20 protein-coding genes are annotated in these 21,741 nt (G+C 64.0%); 16 read left to right on the top strand and 4 right to left on the bottom strand.

The annotated features are described in order from the left end of the window. Positions 1–81 precede the first annotated feature (81 nt). From ACVWY3_RS02105 to ACVWY3_RS02095, 3 genes are all read left to right on the top strand, one after another. A complete protein-coding gene (locus tag ACVWY3_RS02105) occupies positions 82–267 on the top strand; it encodes a hypothetical protein (protein ID WP_456836976.1) in 186 nt (61 codons plus the stop codon). A 147-nt stretch (positions 268–414) separates the two neighbouring features. Further along, positions 415–1,362 (top strand): AAA family ATPase, encoded by a 948-nt coding sequence (locus ACVWY3_RS02100; RefSeq protein WP_456836975.1) that lies wholly within the window; start codon positions 415–417, stop codon positions 1,360–1,362. A 5-nt stretch (positions 1,363–1,367) separates the two neighbouring features. Then, complete coding sequence (locus ACVWY3_RS02095; protein ID WP_456836974.1) at positions 1,368–2,747, top strand: vWA domain-containing protein; 1,380 nt, start codon at positions 1,368–1,370, stop codon at positions 2,745–2,747. A 21-nt stretch (positions 2,748–2,768) separates the two neighbouring features. Here ACVWY3_RS02095 and ACVWY3_RS02090 read toward each other — a convergent pair whose 3' ends face one another. Then, positions 2,769–2,951 carry a hypothetical protein gene (locus ACVWY3_RS02090; protein ID WP_456836973.1) on the bottom strand — a complete coding sequence of 61 codons (183 nt, stop codon included), beginning with the start codon at positions 2,949–2,951 and terminating at the stop codon, positions 2,769–2,771. Positions 2,952–3,296: 345 nt separating this feature from the next. On the opposite strand from ACVWY3_RS02090, the gene ACVWY3_RS02085 reads away from it, so the two are divergent. The 3 genes from ACVWY3_RS02085 (at position 3,297) to ACVWY3_RS02075 (ending at position 6,076) form a co-directional block, all read left to right on the top strand. Then, positions 3,297–3,518: a hypothetical protein gene (locus ACVWY3_RS02085; protein WP_456836972.1), complete on the top strand. Its 222-nt coding sequence runs from the start codon at positions 3,297–3,299 to the stop codon at positions 3,516–3,518. Between the two features lie 135 nt (positions 3,519–3,653). Next, the gene (locus ACVWY3_RS02080; protein WP_456836971.1) at positions 3,654–4,667 is read left to right on the top strand and encodes a formamidase; all 1,014 of its coding nucleotides are present in this window, start codon (positions 3,654–3,656) and stop codon (positions 4,665–4,667) included. An 89-nt stretch (positions 4,668–4,756) separates the two neighbouring features. After that, a complete protein-coding gene (locus tag ACVWY3_RS02075; RefSeq protein ID WP_456836970.1) occupies positions 4,757–6,076 on the top strand; it encodes a dicarboxylate/amino acid:cation symporter in 1,320 nt (439 codons plus the stop codon). A 12-nt stretch (positions 6,077–6,088) separates the two neighbouring features. Here the strand turns inward: ACVWY3_RS02075 and ACVWY3_RS02070 are convergent, their stop codons facing one another. After that, positions 6,089–7,462 (bottom strand): hypothetical protein, encoded by a 1,374-nt coding sequence (locus ACVWY3_RS02070; protein WP_456836969.1) that lies wholly within the window; start codon positions 7,460–7,462, stop codon positions 6,089–6,091. Between the two features lie 103 nt (positions 7,463–7,565). Beyond that, entirely contained in the window at positions 7,566–8,858 is a 1,293-nt protein-coding gene (locus ACVWY3_RS02065) for an allantoate amidohydrolase (protein WP_456836968.1), read from the bottom strand. 371 nt (positions 8,859–9,229) lie between these two features. Here ACVWY3_RS02065 and ACVWY3_RS02060 point away from each other — a divergent pair, with 371 nt between their 5' ends. From ACVWY3_RS02060 to ACVWY3_RS02035, 6 genes are read left to right on the top strand one after another with little or no spacing between them, the layout of a single operon-like run. Further along, positions 9,230–10,342, top strand: a complete 1,113-nt coding sequence (locus ACVWY3_RS02060) for a BMP family ABC transporter substrate-binding protein (RefSeq protein ID WP_456836967.1) — start codon at positions 9,230–9,232, stop codon at positions 10,340–10,342. Further along, the gene (locus ACVWY3_RS02055) at positions 10,339–11,451 is read left to right on the top strand and encodes an ABC transporter permease (RefSeq protein ID WP_456836966.1); all 1,113 of its coding nucleotides are present in this window, start codon (positions 10,339–10,341) and stop codon (positions 11,449–11,451) included. The genes ACVWY3_RS02060 and ACVWY3_RS02055 overlap by 4 nt, the downstream gene beginning before the upstream one ends. Further along, positions 11,451–12,377, top strand: a complete 927-nt coding sequence (locus ACVWY3_RS02050; RefSeq protein ID WP_456836965.1) for an ABC transporter permease — start codon at positions 11,451–11,453, stop codon at positions 12,375–12,377. The genes ACVWY3_RS02055 and ACVWY3_RS02050 overlap by 1 nt, the downstream gene beginning before the upstream one ends. Positions 12,378–12,388: 11 nt before the next feature. Next, positions 12,389–13,072 (top strand): biuret amidohydrolase, encoded by a 684-nt coding sequence (gene biuH, locus ACVWY3_RS02045; protein ID WP_456836964.1) that lies wholly within the window; start codon positions 12,389–12,391, stop codon positions 13,070–13,072. Next, entirely contained in the window at positions 13,069–14,601 is a 1,533-nt protein-coding gene (locus tag ACVWY3_RS02040) for an ABC transporter ATP-binding protein (protein ID WP_456836963.1), read from the top strand. The genes biuH and ACVWY3_RS02040 overlap by 4 nt, the downstream gene beginning before the upstream one ends. A gap of 4 nt (positions 14,602–14,605) precedes the next feature. After that, on the top strand, positions 14,606–15,091 hold the full coding sequence (locus ACVWY3_RS02035) for a nucleoside deaminase (RefSeq protein ID WP_456836962.1): 486 nt from the start codon (positions 14,606–14,608) through the stop codon (positions 15,089–15,091). 186 nt (positions 15,092–15,277) lie between these two features. Here the strand turns inward: ACVWY3_RS02035 and ACVWY3_RS02030 are convergent, their stop codons facing one another. Beyond that, positions 15,278–16,387 (bottom strand): hypothetical protein, encoded by a 1,110-nt coding sequence (locus tag ACVWY3_RS02030; protein ID WP_456836961.1) that lies wholly within the window; start codon positions 16,385–16,387, stop codon positions 15,278–15,280. Between the two features lie 567 nt (positions 16,388–16,954). Between ACVWY3_RS02030 and ACVWY3_RS02025 the strand changes: the two genes are divergently transcribed. The 4 genes from ACVWY3_RS02025 (at position 16,955) to ACVWY3_RS02010 (ending at position 21,657) form a co-directional block, all read left to right on the top strand. Continuing rightward, a complete protein-coding gene (locus tag ACVWY3_RS02025) occupies positions 16,955–18,526 on the top strand; it encodes an ABC transporter ATP-binding protein (protein WP_456836960.1) in 1,572 nt (523 codons plus the stop codon). Beyond that, on the top strand, positions 18,510–19,601 hold the full coding sequence (locus ACVWY3_RS02020; protein WP_456836959.1) for an ABC transporter permease: 1,092 nt from the start codon (positions 18,510–18,512) through the stop codon (positions 19,599–19,601). The genes ACVWY3_RS02025 and ACVWY3_RS02020 overlap by 17 nt, the downstream gene beginning before the upstream one ends. Continuing rightward, on the top strand, positions 19,588–20,505 hold the full coding sequence (locus ACVWY3_RS02015) for an ABC transporter permease (RefSeq protein ID WP_456836958.1): 918 nt from the start codon (positions 19,588–19,590) through the stop codon (positions 20,503–20,505). The genes ACVWY3_RS02020 and ACVWY3_RS02015 overlap by 14 nt, the downstream gene beginning before the upstream one ends. Positions 20,506–20,580: 75 nt before the next feature. Then, positions 20,581–21,657: a BMP family ABC transporter substrate-binding protein gene (locus ACVWY3_RS02010; protein WP_456836957.1), complete on the top strand. Its 1,077-nt coding sequence runs from the start codon at positions 20,581–20,583 to the stop codon at positions 21,655–21,657. The last annotated feature ends 84 nt before the right edge of the window (positions 21,658–21,741 follow it).

The raw sequence follows: 21,741 nt of genomic DNA, 5'->3' as shown, positions 1-21,741 counted from the left end.
AAAGAGTTGATGACGGCCTTCAGGCAACCGGCAGTAGCCTTCGCGCGGGGTTTGATGGGTCGCCTGCGAAGGAGAGCCGAGATGCCAGCTTATGTACAGCATCATCAGGATATCGAAATCGCGCCTGTGATTTGCCCGACGTGCATAGGGTTCCTGCCAATGTATGTCCGCGAGGTCGAGCCGCATTGGAGCCTTGCCAAGATCGACTTCGTCTATGAATGCGCCGATTGCGGCGCCGAGGTCAGACAGACCATCCGCAAGCACTGATCACGCGAACGGCGACCTACGTAACTATTTGCGTTTCGCGGAAAAAACGCCGTTCGCGCGGAGCTGATGTCTCCCAAACGAGGCTTGTTCTTTGCCGGGAACGCAGGCAGAACAAGCCTCCAACAGGACCTTTGGGAGCGCTATTTCGTGGCTGATCAGAAGGCCTCGACGTCGATCGAGGCAGTGGAGAGCGGCCTCGCCGCGCAGGGCTATATCGCGAGCCGGCAGATCGCGACCGCTGTCTATTTGTCGCAAAAGATCGAAAAGCCGATCCTGGTCGAGGGCCCCGCGGGCGTCGGCAAGACCGAGCTCGCCAAGGCGATTGCCGCCTGGCGCGGCATGAAGATGATCCGCCTGCAATGCTACGAGGGCCTCGACGAGGCCAAGGCGCTCTACGAGTGGAAATACGCCAAGCAGCTGCTCTACACCCAGATCCTCAAGGACAAGCTTGGCGAAGTGCTCGGCGGCGCGCAGACGCTGCACGCCGCACTCGACCAGTTGCACGATTTCGGTGACGTCTTCTTCTCCAAGGAATTCGTCGAGCCGCGCCCCCTGCTCCAGGCGCTGGAGCAGCCGGGCGGCTGCGTCCTGCTGATCGACGAGATCGACAAGTCGGATGCGGAGTTCGAGTCCTTGCTGCTGGAGATCCTCTCCGACTTCCAGGTCACGATCCCCGAGCTCGGCACGGTCTCCGCGATCACGCCGCCGACGGTGATCCTCACCTCCAACAGCGAGCGCGATCTCGGCGACGCGCTGAAGCGGCGCTGCCTGCATCTGCATATCGGCTTCCCGGAGCAAAGGCTCGAGGAACGCATCGTCGAGAGTCGCGTGCCCGGCATCTCGCAGGCGCTGCGCCGGCAGATGGTCGGCTTCATCCACGAGGTCCGCTCACTCGATCTGAAGAAGCTGCCCTCGGTCAGCGAGACCATCGACTGGGCGCGCGTGCTGGTGCTGCTTCAGGCGACCGAACTCGACAGCGAGATCGTCAAGGACACGCTCAACGTGCTCCTGAAGTATGAGGCCGACATCGAGGCCGCATCGCCGCAGGTGACGACCTTCATTGCCAAGGCGGCGCGGTCCAACGTCTTCGGTTGACGCCGATGCGCGAGAACCTTCATCGTTTCTTTCGGGCGGCGCGCGGCGTCGGCGTCCACGTCTCGCCTGCCGAAAGCATCGATGCGATGCGGGCGGTGTCGCAGGTCGGCTTTTCCGACCGCGCGATCCTGCGCGACGCGCTGCTGCTGACGCTTGCCAAATCGCAAGACGAGAAGCTGGCGCTCGGCGATTGTTTTGATCTGTTCTTCAGCCAGCCCGAGCCGCGGCAGGATCAGCCGGAGGCAGACGATAACGACGGCGCCTCACAGGACGCGGACCAATCTCACTCATCTGCCTCGGCGAGTGAAGCGGGCGAAGCTCAGCCTTCGGAAGGATTGGGCCCGCTGGCGCAGATGTTGCTGGCGCAGGACCGCAACGCGATCCAGGCTGCCATCGCAAGCGCTTCCGGTGCAGCCTCGCTGTCCGACATCCGCTACTCCACCCAGCGCGGCATCTTCTCCAGCCGCATCCTCGACGCCATGGGCCTGCAGCGCCTGCGCGACGATCTCGACGAACTCGCGGCGACCAATCCGTCGCTGGCCGAGCGTCTTCGCGCCGCGCTCGATGGCTTGCGCGAGGCGGTCCGCGACACGGTCTCGCAAGGCCTTGCCCTCTACGCCCGCGAGGAGGCCGAAAACCTGCGCAACGAAATCCTGCGCAACGCGCCGCTCGCCCGCATCGAGCGGCGCCAAGTCGCGGAGATGCGCGCCCTCATCCGCCAGATCGCGCGGCGCCTGCGCGAGCGATATTCGAAGCCGCGCAAGCGCCAGCGCCGCGGCCATCTCGACGTCCGCCGCACGCTGCGCCGCAACGCCGCCTGGGGCGGCGTGCCGTTCCTCACCGCATGGAAGCGCAAGCACCGCGACCGGCCGAAGATCGTTGCGCTCTGCGACGTTTCCGGCTCGGTCGCGCAGGTCTCCGATTTCTTCCTGCTCCTGATCCACTCGCTGCACGAGGTCGTGGACGACGTCCGCTCCTTCGCTTTCTCCTCGCACCTGATCGAGGTCAGCGGCGTCCTGGAACAGAAATCGCCGGAAGAGGCGATGGCGGAGATCATGTCCAATGTCGGCTTCGGCTCGTCCGACTACGGCTCTTCGCTGGTCGATTTCGAGAAAGATTTCATGAGCACGCTGACACCGCAGACCACGGTGATCGTGCTGGGCGACGCCCGTAGCAACAATCTCGATCCGCGCGCCGACATCCTGCGCCGCATATCCGAACGCTCGAAGCGGCTAGTCTGGCTCAATCCCGAGGGAAGGCTCGCCTGGGGCTTTGGCGATTCAGAGATGCCGCGCTACGCGACCTTTTGTACGGTCGTGCGTCAATGCGCCAGCGCGCAGCAACTCGAGCGCGCGGTGTCCGATATCGTGGCGACTTATCAGTAAGCCGAGAGGACGCGGCACAAATCAGCCTCGCGCAAGCTCCGCGTGAGAGGCGTTGCATTCCCGGAAGTGATAGGCGATTTCGTCGAGCGCGCGTTGCTCCCATTCCTGGGCTTGCGCGAGCCAGAAAACGCGGCGTTCCGAATCGAGCGCAGCGCGTTCCCGGCACAAGGATTCCTGACTGCGAATTGCCAGCAGCCTGTTCATGCACTCCACTCCTGCCGTGTGAAGCCATTCCTGCAAATTCAAGCTAACAGAGTCTCGAACCGGTCGTCTCGTAATTTCTGTGCATGCTGCGACGCAGAATGGGACAGCAGCAGTGCAGCGCAGTAGCTTGCGGCGCAACATCAAGCCTGGATCATCAATATGTGATTGCGACGAGGGACGATATTTGCGCCCACGCGATCTTAACCTTTGTGGCGCAACGAAGTGCCGCAATTCGTGAAGAGAAGTTCTAAACACTTCACCGAATTCCCGACTCATTGTCGTCGCATGGTCTTCATGCAGCGCCGCTAACAGGGGCGCGCGAACTGCACTATCGCTCGAGGCAATATGAACGACGATTTCGACTTCGATCTTTCACCGGACCAATGGGAAGCCCTGCGCACGCTTCGCAACCCGCTGTCGAACGGTCGCCTCTCCAAAGCCTATCTCGTCGAAAGCCTTGTCAAGCTCGGCCTCGTTGTCATGAATGAGGGCGTGCCGGCCATGACGCCCATAGGACGCAAGGTGCTGGTGCGCGGATCGTGCCGGCTGCTCGATCTCGTCGCGTGATGAGGTCGCCTGCTGCCGAGCAACCGCGCCATCGCCTGAAAAATAATCTTTAGCTCTGCACCGAAATCGGATTTGCTTCTTGCGACAAGATCCGCCGCGCAGCGACGCGGCGCCAGACAGCTAAGGGAGCTGATCATGAACGGGCTTGGCGGGCTGAACAAATCTCCCAACGGCGTGGTCATCGGGCTGGTGCAGTTGCAACTGCCAAATGTCGTGACCAAGGCCGATCTGGCCAAGCAGACCGAGCGCATCGTCTGGATGGTCGGCAAGGCGCGCCGCAATCTCTCCACGATGGATCTGGTGGTCTTCCCCGAATATTCGCTGCACGGCCTCTCGATGGATACCAATCCCGAGATCATGTGCCGCCTCGACGGGCCCGAGGTCGCGGCCTTCAAGCAGGCTTGCATCGACAACAATATCTGGGGCTGCTTCTCCATCATGGAGTTCAACCCGAATGGCAATCCCTACAATTCAGGTCTGATCATCGACGATCACGGCGAGATCAAGCTCTACTACCGAAAGCTCCATCCCTGGATTCCGGTCGAGCCATGGGAGCCCGGCGACATCGGCATTCCCGTGATCGAGGGGCCGAAAGGCGCCAGAATCGCGCTGATCATCTGCCATGACGGCATGCTCCCGGAGATGGCGAGGGAATGCGCCTACAAGGGCGCGGAGATCATGATCCGCACCGCCGGCTACACCGCGCCGATCCGCGAAGCCTGGCGCTTCACCAACCAGGCCAACTCATTCCAGAACCTGATGGTCACCGCCAATGTCTGTATGTGCGGCTCGGACGGCTCGTTCGATTCCATGGGCGAAGGCATGATCGTCAATTTCGACGGCACCGTGCTGGCGCACGGCACCACCGGGCGCGCCGACGAGATCATCACCGCCGAGGTGCGGCCCGACCTCGTGCGCGAGGCTCGCATCAATTGGGGCGTCGAGAACAACATCTACCAGCTCTGGCACCGCGGCTATGTCGCGGTGAAGGGCGGCGCGATGGACTGCCCCTACACCTTCATGCAGGATATGGTCGCGGGCACCTTCCGGTTGCCTTGGGAAGACCAGGTCAAGGTGACCGATGGCACGTCCTGCGGTTTCCCGGCACCGACGCGGATGTTCGGCAAAACGGCGAAAGCGGCAGAATAAGACCGCTTCCACCAGCGATCCGCGACATTCTGGCACGGTTGTTGCTCCTTTGTGACGTCCAAGTCGCGTCAAACCGGGGAGTTTCGCCCATGTCGACCATCACCGCGGCACCCACCGCCGAACCGAAGCCGCTCTACACCTCGCTGTTCGTCCAGGTCCTGGCCGCGCTGGTGCTCGGCGTCGTCCTGGGCATGGCCGCTCCGGACTTCGCCATCGGGCTTAAAATCCTCAGCGACGCCTTCCTGAAGCTGATCTCGATGATCGTGGCGCCGATCGTGTTCTGCGTCGTGGTGCACGGTATTGCCGGTGCCGGCGACCTCAAGAAGGTCGGTCGGGTCGGCGTCAAGGCGCTGGTCTATTTCGAGGTGATGACGACGGTCGCGCTCGTCGTCGGCCTGCTGCTCGCCTACATCTTCGGCCCCGGCCACGGCATGAACATCGATCCCTCGACGCTCGACGCCAAGGCGCTCAACACCTACGCCGACAACGCCCATAAGCTGTCCGGCGGCGGCATCGGCGCCTTCCTGATGAACGTGATCCCGACCACGTCCTTCGACGCGCTGTCGCGCAACGACGTGCTCCAGGTGCTGTTCTTCGCCGTGCTGTTCGGCGTCGGACTGGCGCTGGTCGGCGGCGAGAAGGGCGGGCTCGTCACCTCAATCATCGATGCCGCCTCCACCGTACTGTTCCGCGTCATGGGCCTGATTGTACGAGTCGCGCCGCTCGGCGTGCTCGGCGCGGTCGCCTACACCGTCGGTAAGTACGGCGTTGGCTCGCTGAAGCAGCTCGTATCACTGGTGATGCTGTTCTACGTCTCGGTGGGCATCTTCGTGCTGGGCGTGCTCGGTGGCGTCATGGCACTCGCCGGACTCAATATTCTCAAATTCCTCGCCTACCTGCGCGAGGAGCTCACCATCGTGCTCGCGACCGCCTCCTCCGACGCGGTGCTGCCGCAGATCATGAAGAAGCTGGAGCGGATGGGCGTGAAGGATTCGGTCGTCGGGCTCGTCATTCCGACCGGCTATTCCTTCAACCTCGACGCCTTCTCGATCTACCTCACACTCGCGGTCGTCTTCATCGCGCAGGCGACCAACACACCGCTGTCGTTCGGCGACCTGCTGCTGGTGCTCGGCGTCTCGTTGATCACGTCAAAGGGCGCGCATGGCGTGCCGGGCTCGGCGATCGTGATCCTGGCCGCGACGCTCAACGCGGTGCCGAGCATTCCCGCGATCGGCCTCGTGCTGGTGCTGTCGGTCGACTGGTTCATCGGCATGGCCCGCGCGCTCGGCAACCTCATCGGCAACTGCGTGGCGACGGTTGTCGTGGCCGCCTGGGAAGGCGACCTCGACCGCGCCAAGGCGGCCAAGGTGCTCGAGGGTGGCGAGGTCGTGGACGTGACCGCGGGATAGCGCCCTCGAGGCTCAGTCGTTCCACTGGAGGAGCGGCGCTCCATACGCCCTCCTCCAGACCGACAGGAAGCGCGGAAACCAGGAATGCGCCACGGCGCCCTTGTAGGCCCAGGTGCTGTACTTCAGTCCCTGCTCCGAGATCAGCTCCTGATAGCCGCCGTGAACCTCGGTCGCGGTGCGGATGTCCTTCAATATCCCTCGCGCGCAGGCGCGGTAGGTATCGCTTCCCGAAAATTCATCGAAGTCCAGCATGCGATCGGCGAACTCGACGTTGAACGTCGGCCAGGAGGAACGCCCCTGGTAGGCCGGCGCGGCGATCTTGTGGATCATCTTGCTGCGCGGATTATCCGCCGACACCAGGAAGTGAAACGTGCTGGGGACGCGGAAGCGCGGCTCGGCGATGATCAGATCCGTCGTCGCCGCGAACAGCGCGCGCTCGCTCGCATCGTTCATGTTCCAGAAGCCCCGATGCACGCCGACGAAATCCAGTGCAACCTGAGACACCGGCGTGCCCGCCGGGCTATCCAGGGAATGCCTGATATAGCCATTCTTGCCGAACAGACGGAGCAGGCCGCTCTTGTACTCTGCAAGATCGCGCCCGAGCAGCCGCTTCAGCTCGTTCTCCTCGACAATGCCGAGCTGCACGCCCCACACGAACGTCGTGTAAACGCAGGCATTGGTGACGAAACGCCGGCGCTCGGCGCGGGTATCTGTCGCCGCAGAGCGCGGCCCGCCGGCGTCGCAGAGCAAATATCTGGTGCCGTCGGCGTCGAGCGGTTCGAGCTCGCTTGCGAGCTTCAGCATCGCGCGCTTCAAATCGCTGCCGTACTCGGCCAACAGCAAGCGGCCGGCATGGGCGCATTGCGACATCGCCAGATAGGCCGAAGCCCGCTCCTCCGCGGAGATCATCTGCCGGAGACCGGCGAGAACGCCAAGCAGCGTATCCGACGGGCGCGAGAAATAGTTCACGCCGAGGTAGCGGCCACGCCCCGCCGGAACGATGGTCGTCGTCACGACGTCGGCGCGAACCGCCTCGAGCAGCAGGCGAATGCTCTTGTCGAGCAGCCGCGTCCGCCGCACCGCGTCCTGCGGATCCATGATGGTTTCAGGGTCGAGAACGTCCGGATAGAACCAGGCGAAATCGCGGGGATAATAAGCCGATGCGTGCGGTGCGCCGGTGACGAGGAAGGCCTCGGTCGCCGAAAAGGCGCTGTCCATCGAGTGTCGGTAAAGGTCTTCAATGGTCGACGACGAATGGGGTGATTGTCTCAGGAATCGATCACCGAGGAAATTGACCGCCTGAAGAGCGTTGGCGACGAAGGTCGCAGCCATGCCCTGGTAAAACCGGTTCTCCCGATGTGACGGAAAGGAAATATCGCTGTTCATCTGTGCAGGTCGGTGATGTCTCGTGACCCCCGTGACGGCGGTCGCCCATTTTACACATGTCCAATTCGTGTCTCTACCCGGTGACTTGCGGGCTTCATGACCGTCAGCTTGCGCCGGCGCGGTTTTGGTGCGGCCTGAAATTCTCGATCACCCTGAGCAGCACCCGCGCGCCGGCATCGGCATCGGCAAGCTCGACATGCTCGTCCGGATGATGGCTGATGCCGCCACGGCAGCGGACGAAGATCATGCCGACATCGGCGATGTCGATCATCGCCATGCCGTCGTGTCCCGCCCCGCTCGGCAGCTCGAACACGGCAAAGCCTTCCGCGGCGATCGCCTGCGCGATCTGGTCCTTGAGCCATGGCGCGCAAGGCGCGGTGCGGTTCTCGTGGGTGACGTCGAGCTGAAGCGTCAATTGCCGGCGCTTTGCAATCGCCTCGATCTGCCTGACGACATCGGCCACCGCGCGCTTGCGGTGCATGTCGGTCGGCGCGCGCATGTCGATGGTGAACGACACCTCGCCCGCAATGACGTTGGTCGCGCCGGGCCTCGCCTGGATGTAGCCGACGGTGCCGACCAGCCCGCCCTCGTCGGTTCGGCAAAACTCTTCGATCGCGCCGATGCATTCGGCGGCGCCCGCCAGCGCATCGCGCCGCAGCGCCATCGGCACCGTGCCGGCGTGTCCGGCCATGCCGGTCAGCCGCGCGGCAAGCCGTGTTGCCCCGGCAATTGCCGTGACCACGCCGACAGGCAGGCCTTGCGCTTCCAGCACCGGCCCCTGCTCGATGTGCAATTCGAGATAGGCCAGCAGCTCGCGCCGCGTCCGCGCCGCCTTGCCGATGTGCTCCGGATCGAGCCCGAACTGAACCAGCGCATCGCGCATCGAGACGCCGTCGCGGTCACGCGTGTTCAGAACGCTCTCGTCAAAGGTGCCTGCGACCGCGCGGCTGCCGAGCAGCGTGGAGGCAAAGCGCACACCTTCTTCATCGGCAAATCCGACCACCTCGATCGCGAACGGCAGCCGCTTGCCGCGGCGGTTGAGGTCGGCGACGCAGGCGATCGCGGTGATGACGCCGAGCGGGCCGTCCCATTTGCCTGCATCGCGCACGGTGTCATAATGCGAGCCGAGCATCAGGCTGGGCGCGCCCGGCCGCTCGCCTTCGTAGCGGCCGCAGACATTGCCGATCGCATCGAGATGCGCGCTCATGCCGGCCTCGCGCATCCAGCTCAAGAGGAGGTCCGCGGCGTTGCGCAGCTCCTTGCTGAGATAGATGCGGGTGAGCTTGTCGCCATCTTCCGAGATCGCGGCGAGCTGGTTGATGCGGCGGACGATCTCATTTCCGAGCGATGCGTCTTGAGCAGCGGTAGCAACCCCCATCTCGGTCGAGCTTTCCATCCTGAAGATCGCGCGCGGCGATCGTGACAACAATCGATACAAGTTCGGTGCCAGCGAAAATCACTCGGCGCGCCGTGGTTAGCATGAATGCGGCCGACCGGCAGACAGTCCAGCTCACATCGGCACATCGTGAGCGGGTTAATGCTGCTTAACTCCCTTGCATACAATGACGTTATGCTGCCTACAAATTAATCTGCCGATTTCCTCACCAGGATTCATCTTGGATGGATAACTAATACCTATCAATGTCTTACCACAAAATGCCCACTTCCTGACCTCTGGCACGAAGCTTGCGACACCCTCTCCCGGGCTTCGCCAGTCCGGCGCAGCCGCGAGATCGAAGGCGGGGCAGCCGCCAAGGGGAGCGAGCAATGGATTCTGGCAAGATTTCACGACGTCATGTGTTGCAGGGCGGCGCGGCCCTCACCCTCGGCGCTGCAGCGGGCCTTCGTCCGGCCTTCGCGGCCGAGACCACCATCGGCTTCATCTATGTCGGCTCGCGCGACGACTACGGCTACAATCAGGCGCACGCGCAGGGCGCCGCGGCGCTGAAGAAAATTCCAGGCCTCAAGGTCATCGAGGAAGAGAAGGTGCCTGAGACCGATGCGGTCGAGAAGACGATCGAATCCATGATCAATCTCGACGGCGCCACCCTGCTCTTTCCGACCTCGTTCGGTTACTACAATCCCCACATGATCAAGATGGCCACCAAGTACCCGAAGCTGCGCTTCGAGCACTGCGGAGGCCTCTGGAGCGACAAGGACCCGAAGAACGCCGGCAGCTATTTCGGCTATATCGACGAAGCGCAGTACATCTCGGGCATCGTCGCCGGCCTGACGTCGAAGAGCGGCAAGCTCGGCTTCGTCGCGGCCAAGCCGATCCCGCAAGTGCTGCGCAACATCAATGCCTTCGCGCTCGGCGCCAAGTCCGTCAATCCGAAGGCGACAACGCAGGTGATCTTCACCGGCGACTGGTCGATGCCGGTTAAGGAGGCCGAAGCCACCAACAGTCTGATCGACCAGGGCGTGGACGTGCTCACCTGTCACGTCGATGGGCCCAAGACCATGGTCGAGAACGCCGCACGCCGCGGCGCCTTCGTCTGCGGTTATCATACCAACCAGTCGGCGCTGGCATCCAAGGCCTATCTCACCGGCGCCGAGTGGAATTGGGAGGCGCTCTATCCGAAGTTCGTCCAGATGATCGCCTCCGGCGAAGGCATTCCGAACTTCTACCGCGGGGGCCTGAAGGAAGAGATCGTGAAGGTCTCGCCCTATGGCGAAGCGGTGTCGGCCGAGGCGCGCAAGGCGGCCGACGAGGCCAAGGCAAAATTCCTGTCTGCGGACGGCTTTGCCATCTTCAAGGGCGGCCTCGTCGACAATAAGGGCAAGACGGTCATCCCGGCAGGCACCGATCGTGGCCAGAAGGATCCTGAACTCGAGAAGATGGACTATCTGATCGAGGGCGTGATCGGAGCGACTTCGTGACCACCGAAGCCGCGGATTCCGCTGAAGCGGTCGGGGCAATCGCCCCGGCCGCCGATCCGGGCTTTCTCCAGCGCTACGGCGCCAGCATCGAATACGTGCTGATCCCGGCAGCGGCGCTGGCCGGCGCGCTCGTGGTGTTCGGCATCTTTGTGGCGATGTTCGGCAAGAACCCGCTCGATCTTTATTTCTACATGTATTACGGCGCGTTCGGCACCTGGTTCTCCTGGCAAAACACGCTGACGCGCGCGGCGCCCCTGATCCTCACCGCGCTCTGCACCGCACTGCCGGCGCAGCTCGGCATGGTCATCATCGGCGGTGAAGGCGCGCTTCTGATCGGCGCACTGTCGGCGACGAGCGCCGCGCTCGCGCTTCAGGGCATGCCGCCGCTCGTCGTGCAGATCGCCATGGTCCTCGCCGGTGTGATTGGCGGTGGTCTGTGGATCACGCTGTCAGGCGCACTGCGCCAGTATCGCGGCGTCAACGAAACCATCTCGAGCCTGTTGCTGGTCTACATCGCGCTCGCGATCCTCAATCATCTCGTTGAAGGCGCGATGCGCGATCCCGCCAGCCTCAACAAGCCGTCGACCCGCGAGATCGGCGCCGTCAACATGATCGGCACAATTCCCGGCACCGACGTGCATTGGGGCCTGGTCTTCGGCCTGATCGCCGCGATCGGCGCCTATGTCCTGATCTATCACACCGTGTTCGGCTTCGCCGCGCGCGTTGCAGGCGGCAACATCCGCGCCGCGAAGATTGTCGGCCTCGGCGTCAGCAAGCTGATCCTGACCATCTGCTTCCTCGCTGGCGGCGCGGCTGGCCTGGCCGGCATGGTCGAGGTCGCCGCCGTGCAGGGCCGCACCAACGCCAACCTCGCGGCCGGCTACGGCTTCACCGGTATTCTCGTCGCCTTTCTGGCGCGCCAGAATCCGCTCGCGATCGTTCCCGTAGCGATCCTGCTCGGCGGCATCAGCGCCAGCGGCGGCCTGCTGCAGCGCCGCCTTGGACTGCCCGACGCGTCCGTTCTGGTGCTCCAGGGCATCATCTTTGTCTTCGTCCTGGCCAGTGATGCGCTCTACGGCCGCATCGGATTCCTGAAAGGCAAGTCCTGATGGCAGACGGCTCGATCGGACTCTGGACCGTTCCGCTCGCCGTGCTCGGCGGCGCCATTCGCGTCTCGACGCCCTTCCTGTTCGTGAGCCTGGGGGAATGCATCACCGAGCGCTCCGGCCGCATCAATCTCGGCCTGGAGGGGACGCTGGTAATGGGCGCAATGAGCGCCTACGGCATCTCCTATCTCACGGGATCGCCGTGGCTCGGTGTGCTTGCCGCCGGCATCAGCGGCGCACTCCTCGGCGCGCTCCACGCCGGCATCTGCTCGTTGCCGCGCGTCAACGACGTTGCTGTCGGCATCGCCTTGATGCTGTTCGGCACCGGCCTTGCCTTCTACCTCGGTAAGCCGCTGATCGAGCCGACCGCGCCACGTCTGCCCGCGATCGATTTCGGCTGGTGGAGCGACATCCCGCAGGTCCGCGCCGCGCTGCGCGTCAACGTGCTGTTCCTGGTCGGCGTCGCGCTCGCATCAATCCTGTACTCGGCCTTCCGCACCACGCGCTGGGGTCTGCTCATCCGCACCGCCGGCGAAAGCTCGGATGCCGCACGCGCCATGGGTCATTCCGTGCTCTTGATCCGCCTGCGCGCCACCATGGTCGGCGGCTTCCTCGCTGGCATCGGCGGCTCCTTCCTGTCGCTGTTCTATCCCGGCAGCTGGAACGAGGGCCTGTCCTCCGGCCAGGGCATCACCGCGGTGGCGCTCGTGATCTTTGCGCGCTGGGACCCCCTGCTCTGCCTGTGGGCTTCGCTCGCCTTCGGCGGCGCCGCGGCGCTGGGACCGGCGCTGCAATCGGTCGGCGTCACCTCCGGCTATCACCTCTTCAACGCCGCGCCCTACGTCCTGACGCTGGCGATCATGATCATCACCTGCTCGCCGAAACGCACGCTGACCGGAGCCCCGGCCGAATTGTCGATCACTCGCTAGGAAGCGAAATCATGCCCGAGCGCTACATCAAGTCCGAGCCCTATGCGTGGCCCTACAACGGCGATCTCCGCCCCCAAAACACCGCGCTCATCATCATCGACATGCAGACCGATTTCTGCGGCGTCGGCGGCTATGTCGACAAGATGGGCTACGACCTATCGCTGACGCGGGCGCCGATCGAGCCCATCAAGAAGCTGCTCAGCGTCATGCGCAAGCAGGCCTTTCACATCATCCATACCCGCGAAGGTCATCGACCCGATCTCTCCGACCTTCCCGCCAACAAGCGCTGGCGCTCGCGCCAGATCGGCGCCGGCATCGGCGATCCCGGCCCCTGCGGCCGGATCCTGGTGCGCGGCGAGCCCGGCTGGGACATCATCGAGGAGCTCAGCCCGCTGCCGGGCGAGCCCATCATCGACAAGCCAGGCAAGGGCTCGTTCTGCGCCACCGATCTCGAATTGATCCTGCGCGTCCGCGGCATCGAGAACATCGTGCTCACAGGCATCACCACCGACGTCTGCGTTCACACCACCATGCGCGAGGCCAATGACCGCGGCTTCGAATGCGTGCTGCTGCACGATTGCTGCGGCGCGACCGACAAGAGCAATCACGACCACGCCCTGAAGATGATCAAGATGCAGGGCGGCGTGTTCGGCGCGGTCTCGACCTCCGACGCCTTCATCGGAGCGATTTCGTGATCATCGGCGAAACACCGTCTCCGGCGGGCGCCTTCGGCGTCGACGCCATCGCCATGACCATGCGCTTCGGCGACTTCCTGGCGCTGGACAATGTCGAATTGAAGGTGCGGCCCGGTTCGTTCCACGCCTTGCTCGGCGAGAACGGCGCCGGCAAGTCCACGCTCGTCAAATGCATCATGGGCTATTACCACGCGACCGAGGGCGACATCCTCGTCGGCGGCCGCGAGCAGGCGATCGCCAATCCGAAGGATGCCCATGCGCTCGGCCTTGGCATGGTCTACCAGCACTTTACGCTGGTGCCGGCGATGACGGTCGCCGAAAACCTCGTGCTGGCGCGCGACGATGTGCCGGCCGTGGTGAACTGGCCTAAGGAGATGAAAGAGCTCGAGACGTTTCTCGCCCGCATGCCCTTCAAAGTGCCGCTCTCAGCAAAGGTCTCCGACATCTCGGCCGGCGAGCGCCAGAAATGCGAGATCCTCAAACAGCTTTATCTGAAACGCCGCTTCCTGATCCTGGACGAGCCGACCTCGGTACTGACGCCGGGCGAGGCCGATGAGGTGCTCGGCATGCTCCGCGACATGGTGGTCAAGGGCGAGCTGACCATTTTGATGATCACGCACAAGTTCCGCGAGGTCATGGCCTTCGCCGACGACGTCACCATTCTCCGCCGCGGCAAGCTCGCCGGCGCCGGCAGGGTCTCGGAGCTGACGCCCGACGCAATGGCGCGCACGATGATTGGCGCCGAGGAGCTGACCGTGCAGCCGCCGCGGACCGGCAAAGCCGGCAAGGCACGGCTGGAGCTGGACAAGCTGCGCGCGCTCGATGATGCCGGCGCCGTCGCGGTACATGACGTCTCGCTCACCATCCGCGCCGGTGAGATCGTTGGCATCGCCGGGGTCTCCGGCAACGGCCAGCGCCAGCTTGTCGAGGTGCTAGCGGGACAGCGCGAAGCCGAGAGCGGCGTGGTCCGCATCGCCGGCGATGCCTACCACGCCAGCCGCGAGGAGATGCGGCGCCACAAGATGTCGCTCCTGCCCGAGGAGCCGCTGAAGAATGCCTGCGTCGGCGGCATGAGCGTTGCCGACAATATCGCCTTCCGCGAGTTCGACCGCGCGCCCTTCGCCAGCGGCGGCTGGTGGCTCAACCGCGGCGCCTTCCGGGACGACGCGAAGAAGAAGATCGGGCAGTACAAGATCAAGACCCGCACGCCGGAAACGCCGATCTCGGCGCTGTCGGGCGGCAACGTCCAACGCGCTGTGCTCGCGCGCGAGCTTGCGGGCGACGTCGAGGTGCTGATTGCGGCCAATCCCTGCTTCGGCCTCGATTTCGCGGCGGTGGCGCAAATCCACGCCGAGATCATGGCCGCGCGCAACCGCGGTGCGGCGGTGCTGCTGGTCAGCGAGGATCTCGACGAACTGCTCGAACTTTCCGATCGGCTGGTGGTGATGTTCCACGGCGAATTCGTGTATGAAGCGCGGACCAGCGAGGCGGATCTCACGGTGGTCGGTCGACACATGGCGGGACACTGACAGCATGAGCGGCGCAGCCGAACGCGACGAACAGTTTTTACGCCTGTCCTTCGCGGTCGCCCGCCGGTCCCTCACCCACGGCAATCATCCGTTCGGCTGCATCGTCGTCGATGCCGACGGCACGGTGCTGATCGAGACCGAAAACGGATACATGCCGGATCACGACGGCACCGCACATGCCGAGCGCCTCGCGGCGACGCAGGCCTGCCGCACGGTCAGCCGCGAGGTGCTGGCCAGGGCTACACTCTATTCCTCTGCTGAGCCCTGCGCGATGTGCGCGGGCGCGATCTACTGGGCCGGCATCGGCCGCGTTGTCTACGGCCTCAGCGAGCACCGTCTGCGCGGCGTCACCGGCAACCATCCGGAGAACCCGACGCTCGATTTGCCCTGCCGCGAGGTCTTTGCCAGAGGCCAGCGGGCGACGGAGGTCGTGGGACCGCTGCTGGAAGACGAGGCCGAAGCGCTGCACGACGGCGTCTGGACGAAGTAGCTATTTCAGCAACCTGTAACGTGGGCAAAGGCGCGCTCGCGCCGGTGCGCGCCATGAGCATGCATGGAAGCAGAAGTGGTGGGCACGCTTCGCTTTGACCACTCTACAGCAGCGGTTCTTTTCGCAACGCGAATGGCGGCGCGCATCGCTGCACGGCGCCATTCGATCTCGAAATCCCTTGATCGATCAGAACTTCACGGTAATGCCGGAGTAGAGCGAGGACTCGGTGCACGAGCCGGTGCTCACCCGCGCGCCACCAACCAGGGTGGTACAGGCAACCGCGTTGTTGTGGTCGAGGCCGAACTTGTTCTGCCAGTAGCGATAGGCGACCCAGACGTCGACGAAGTGCGAGTACTTCTCACCCCAGATCGCCTTCGAGGCATCCATGGTCAGGCGGATCGGCTCCGAGTTGAACTCGATTTTGGTGGGATAGACGCCGTTGGCAACGCTGGCCGGAAGCGGCTCGGTGTCCGTTCCCTTCTTGCCATACCAGCCGGCGCGGCCGCTGATCGAGAAGTACTGCATGTTCGGTGGCAGGAAGCCGAGGTCCATGTAGTAATTGGTCTCGACCGCCCAGGTCGGCTTGAACGAGGTGTTGCCGTCGGTGAGACACGGGGCCATCCAGCCCGCGCCGCACTGCGAGAAGGAGTTGTGGTTGGCGAACTCCCAATACACCAGAGGCGCCACGTTGAAGTAGCCCTTGTAGGGAAGGTCGAAGGCGAACTGCAGACCGGCGACGACGTCCCGCTTGGCGGCGCCGAAATACCGGTTCTCGGTGTTGGCATCCATGCCAACCTCGAACGAGATGTTGTGCAGCGGACCTTGCGTGAAGGCCTTGGTGTTGAAGAGCTCGTTCCAGCCGAAGGTGGAACGGAACAGGCCGTAGATCTCGGTCGCGCCGGCGCAGCTCGCCGGTGTGAATGCGAAGCCCGCCGCCGGCGAAACGATGCCGCCGGTTTGCGTGCAGGGACCGGCCGGATCGTTGTGGTCCGACTTGAACATCGAGATGGTGAAGAAGTTGGTGCCGTAGGCCCAGAGGTCGAAGTGGGTGAAGGAGTAGACCTGCTTGGTGGTCTTGGCGTTGATCACACCGTTGGTGTTGGTGAACGCGCCAGGCTGCGAGGCATTGAAGATGTAGGAGAAGGTGACGCGGTCGTCGATCACCAGGAAGAACGGAAGGTCCGGCGCCTTCTTGGCGGCCTTGACCGGCAGGTCCGCAGCCTGAGCCCAGCCACCGGTGGCGAGCGTAGCAAGTGACAGCACCGTTGCTGCAACTGCCCTAGAACGAAACGACATCCTGAATACCCCCAAGTTTGGACACGTAAAAATGAACGTCCCTCGGGTGCGACACTTGCGCCGATCTCCCGATGTGAGAAGCCTCAACTTTCTCCAGCGCATGCCGCTTGTTTCGGCAGCGGACAGCAATTCTCTGCGGGCTTCGGCGCTTGTCGTGCTTCGCCGCTGATTGCGGGCAGCTACGCACCGTCCAGGTCGCGGCACACATTCCTGCCTGATATTGTTAGGCATTGGCGAATTTCTGAAAATTGGAATACGCTTGGCCGCGACGGCTGCCGAGCCGGGCGGGCATTGCATACGCGTGCTGGCGCGAATTTGCGCATCTTCACATCACCCCTGCACAGCGGGTTCCGATTTGGCGTAGACCGTCACAAATTTGCAACAGGCTGCCTGCGGGCGCGGTCAGGAAGCCGATCGAAGGTGATCGAGGCCCCCGCGAGGCGGGCGACTCGCGAGACCAAACCGCCTGCCGAAGCGTTGAGCAAGGGATGACGCTTTTTCGCATCTTACGCAGCAGCGCAAACTAGCCCACAATTGAGGCACTCACCCATGCAAGCGCATCAGCGAATGTTGGATCCGACACCCACTAACCTGCATTCCAGCGAGACCCCGCTGCTCCAGACGATCGGGCTCACCAAGCGCTATGGCGATTTCCTCGCCAACGATTCCATCGACATCGACATCTGGCCCAAGGAAATCCACGCCCTGCTCGGCGAGAACGGCGCCGGCAAGTCGACGCTGGTCAAGGCGATCTACGGGCTGATCCAGCCCAGCGCCGGCGAAATTCGCTGGCAGGGCGAAAGACTCGTGCTGTCGGGACCCTCGGAAGCCCGCAGCCGCGGCATCGGCATGGTGTTCCAGCACTTCTCGCTGTTCGAGAACCTCACGGTCGCCGAGAACGTCGCGCTCGGCCTCGACGGCAAGGAATCCTTCAAGGACATGTCGGCGCGGCTGGAGCAGGTGTCGAAGACCTATGGGCTTCCACTCGATCCCAAACGCGAGGTCTGGCAACTCTCCGTCGGCGAACGCCAGCGCATCGAGATCGTCCGCGCGCTGATGCAGGATCCGAAATTCCTGATCCTGGACGAGCCCACCGCAGTGCTGACGCCCCAGGAGGCCGATCAGCTCTTTATCGTGCTTGAGCGGCTCAAGGCCGAAGGCCGCGCCATCCTCTACATCAGCCACAAGCTCGAGGAGGTGAAGCGGCTCTGCGATACCGCGACGATCCTGCGCGGCGGCAGGAAGGTCGAGACCTGCAATCCCCGACTCGAGACCGCCGCCTCGCTGGCGCGCATGATGGTCGGCGGCGAGATCAAGCAAGTGAAAGCGCCCCCGGGCCGGAAGACCACCGTGCCGCGGCTCGTCGTCAACGATCTCTCGCTTGCGCCGGGCGAAGCGCACGGCGTGCGGCTCGAACACATCTCGTTCGAGCTGAAGGGCGGTGAGATCCTCGGCATCGCCGGCGTCGCCGGCAACGGCCAGGATGAGCTGTTCGCTGCGCTCTCCGGCGAGCGCCTGTCGAAGGACCCCGGCACGGTCGTGATCGAGGGCATCGCCGCTGGTCACCTCTCGATTACCCAGCGCCGCAAGCTCGGCGCCGCCTTCGTGCCCGAAGAGCGGCTCGGCCATGGCACCGCGCCTCGCATGAAGCTGTCGGAGAACGCGCTCCTCACCGGGCACGCCGCCAGCGGCATGGTCCATCACGGCTTCATCGACACCGCTGCCACGCTGAACACCGTCGACCGCGCAACCGAGACGTTTGACGTCCGCAAAGCCAAGCGCGATCCCGAGGCCGCTTCCCTGTCCGGTGGTAACCTGCAAAAGTTCATCGTCGGACGCGAGATTCTGCGTAACCCGGCGGTGCTGGTGGTGAGTCAGCCGACCTGGGGTGTCGACGCCGGCGCCGCCGCCGTGATCCGCCAGGCGCTGCTCGATCTCGCAACAGCGGGCGCCGCCGTGCTCGTGACCAGCCAGGACCTCGACGAGCTCGCGGAGATCGCCGACCGCATCGCCGTGATGTTCCACGGCCGGCTTTCCGCGCCGCTCGCGACAAGCGAGGCGAGCCGCGAGAAGCTCGGCCTTCTCATGGGCGGCAGCAGCCTCGACCCGAAGGAGGCCGCGCATGCAGTTGGTGCTTGAGAAGCGCGCCGAACGTTCGAACACGATCGCGCTGGTGTCGCCGCTGATCGCGATCGGGCTGACCATCGCCACCATGGTCATCCTGTTCGCGATCCTCGGCAAGAATCCGCTGCTCGCCCTGCATGCCTATTTCATCGCGCCGCTCACCGACGGCTATTCGCTGCAGGAGATCGCGGTGAAGGCGACGCCGCTGGTGATGATCGCGATCGGGCTGTCGCTCTGCTATCTCGCCAATGCCTGGAATATCGGCGCCGAGGGTCAATTCCTGATCGGCGCGGTCGCGGGAAGCTGGATCGCCGTGAAGACGCAAGGCACCGACGCCGGCGCCTGGGTTTTGCCGGCGATGCTGGTGCTCGCGACCGCCGCGGGCGCGCTGTACGCGCTCATCCCGGCGATCTGCAAGGTGAAGTTCGGCGCCAGCGAGATCCTGACCAGCCTGATGCTGGTCTATGTCGCGGACCTCTTCCTCGATTATCTCGTGCGCGGCCCCTGGCGCGATCCGCACGGTTTCAATTTCCCGACCACGGCGGAGTTCGATCCCGTAGCAACCGTCCCGCTGCTGATCGAAGGCGGCCGCCTGCATCTCGGCTCGATCATCGCCCTGCTCGTCGTCGCCGCGGCGGCGGTGCTGCTGGGTCGCACCATCAAGGGCTTCGAGATCCGCGTGGTCGGCGCGGCGCCCCGCGCTGCACGGTTCGGTGGCTTCAATGCCAACCAGCTCGTCATCCTGACCTTCGCGGTCTCGGGCGCACTGGCAGGTCTTGCCGGCATCATCGAGGTTGCGGGGCCGGTCGGCCATCTCCAGCCGGGCATCTCGCCCGGCTACGGCTTTACCGCGATCATCGTCGCCTTCCTCGGCCGGCTGAACCCGCTTGGAATATTAATTGCAGGTCTTTTCCTCGCGCTGACTTTTATCGGCGGCGAGCAGGCACAGATCGCGATGAAGATCCCGTTGGATGTCACCAAGGTTTTCCAGGGTATTTTGCTGTTCTACGTGCTCGCCTGCGATTCCCTGATCCTCTACCGCTTCAAGCTGGTCTTCCCGAACCGACAGGTGGCCCGTGGAGCTGGTTGAAGCCATCATCCTCTCGGTGCTCGCCGCCTCGACACCGCTCCTGATCGCGGCGGCCGGCGAGCTCGTGACCGAGCGCTCCGGCGTGCTCAATCTCGGCGTCGAGGGCATGATGATCGTCGGCGCCGCCTGCGGCTTTGCCGGCGCGTGGTTGACCGGGTCGATTCTGGTCGGCGCGCTGTTCGGCATCATTGCGGGAACGCTGATGTCGCTGATCTTCGCGCTGATGGCGCTCGGGCTCGCAGTCAACCAGGTGGCGACGGGGTTGGCGTTGACCATCCTCGGCATCGGCCTCTCCGGCCTCATCGGCGCCGGCTTCGTCGGCGAGCGCATCACGCCGGCGGCGCACCTCGCTATTCCCGGTCTCACCGACATTCCGCTGATCGGCCGCGTACTGTTCGGCGAGGACGCCTTCGTCTATTTCTCCCTCGCGCTCATCGTCGGCGTCTGGTGGTTCCTGTACCGCACGCGGACGGGATTGATCCTGCGGGCGTGTGGCGACAACCATGTCTCCGCGCATGCGCTCGGCTATCCCGTGCTGCGGATCCGCACCCTCGCCGTGATGTTCGGCGGCGCCTGCGCGGGTCTTGCCGGCGCCTATCTGCCGCTCGCCTACACCCCGTTCTTCATTCCCGGCATGAGCGCGGGCCGCGGCTGGATCGCGCTGGCGCTGGTCGTGTTCTCGTCGTGGCGGCCGGGCCAGCTCGTCGTCGGCGCTTATCTGTTCGGCGCGGTGACGATCCTGCAACTGCACGCGCAAGGCTGGGGCGTCGGCATTCCCTCGCAGTTCATGTCGGCGCTGCCTTACCTTGCGACCGTCGTCGTCCTGGTTCTTCTGTCCCGCGCGCGCACCGGCGGCTCGACCGCGCCGGCTGCGCTCGGCACCGTGTTCGTGCCTGACCGCTGATGTTTTTCCGCGAGATGCGCGATGGGGCGCGCATGTTGCGGATCGTGGCTTTCCCCTGATGTTTGGAGATTGATGATGAGGAAATCACTTCTTGCGCTGGCTGCCGGGCTGTTGCTCGCCGGAAGCGTCAGCGCCGCCTCCGCCGCCGACAAGCTGAAAGTTGGCTTCATCTATCTGGGTCCAATCGGTGACTTGGGGTGGACCTACCAGCACGATCTGGCGCGCCAGGCGCTGGTGAAGGAGCTCGGCGACAAGATCGAGACCACTTATCTCGAAAATGTCCCAGAAGGTCCCGACGCCGAGCGCGCCATCGAGCAGCTCGTCCGCGCCGGCAACAAGCTGATCTTCACGACCTCGTTCGGCTACATGGACCCGACGCTGAAGGTCGCCAAGAAATATCCGAACGTGCATTTCGAGCACTGCTCGGGCTACAAGCGCGACAAGAACATGTCGACCTATTCGGCGCGCTGGTACCAGGGCCGCTACATCCAGGGCCAGGTCGCGGCCAAAATGTCGAAGACGGGCGTGCTCGGCTATATCGGCTCGTTCCCGATCCCGGAGGTCGTCTCGGGCATCAACTCGACGATGATTGGCGCACAGAGCATCAATCCGAATATCAAGGTCAAGATCATCTGGGTGAACTCCTGGTTCGACCCGGGCAAGGAGGCCGACGCGGCCAAGGCGCTGCTGGACCAGGGCGCTGACGTGATCATGCAGCACACGGACTCGCCGGCCCCGATGCAGGTCGCCAGCGAACGCGGCAAGCTCGCCTTCGGCCAGGATTCCGAGATGATCAAGTTCGGTCCCAAGACCCAGCTGACCTCGATCCTCGATACCTGGGGTCCCTACTACATCGAGCGCGTCAAGGCCGAGCTCGCCGGCACCTGGAAATCCGAGGACACCTGGGGCGGCCTCGACAGCCACATGTTCGCGATGGCGCCCTACACCAACATGCCTGACGACGTGAAAAAAATGGCCGAGGATGCCCAGGCCGCGATCACCGCGGGCAAGTTGCATCCCTTCAAGTGCCCGGTCGTTGGGCAGGACGGCAAGCCGATCGAGTGCAAAGGCGGCGATCATCTCGACGACGGCCAGATCCTCGGCATGAATTTCTACGTCAAGGGCATCGACGACAAGCTGCCGGGCAAGTAGCACGCTTCTTGCATTGACCAAATCACCTGCTCCTCCCGGAGGAGGTTCGGAAGGGGGTGGCCAGAAGCACCCGGCACTTGTGGT

It is taken from the genome of Bradyrhizobium sp. USDA 4486 (assembly GCF_054057995.1).
This window is presented reverse-complemented; position numbering and strand designations above follow the sequence as displayed.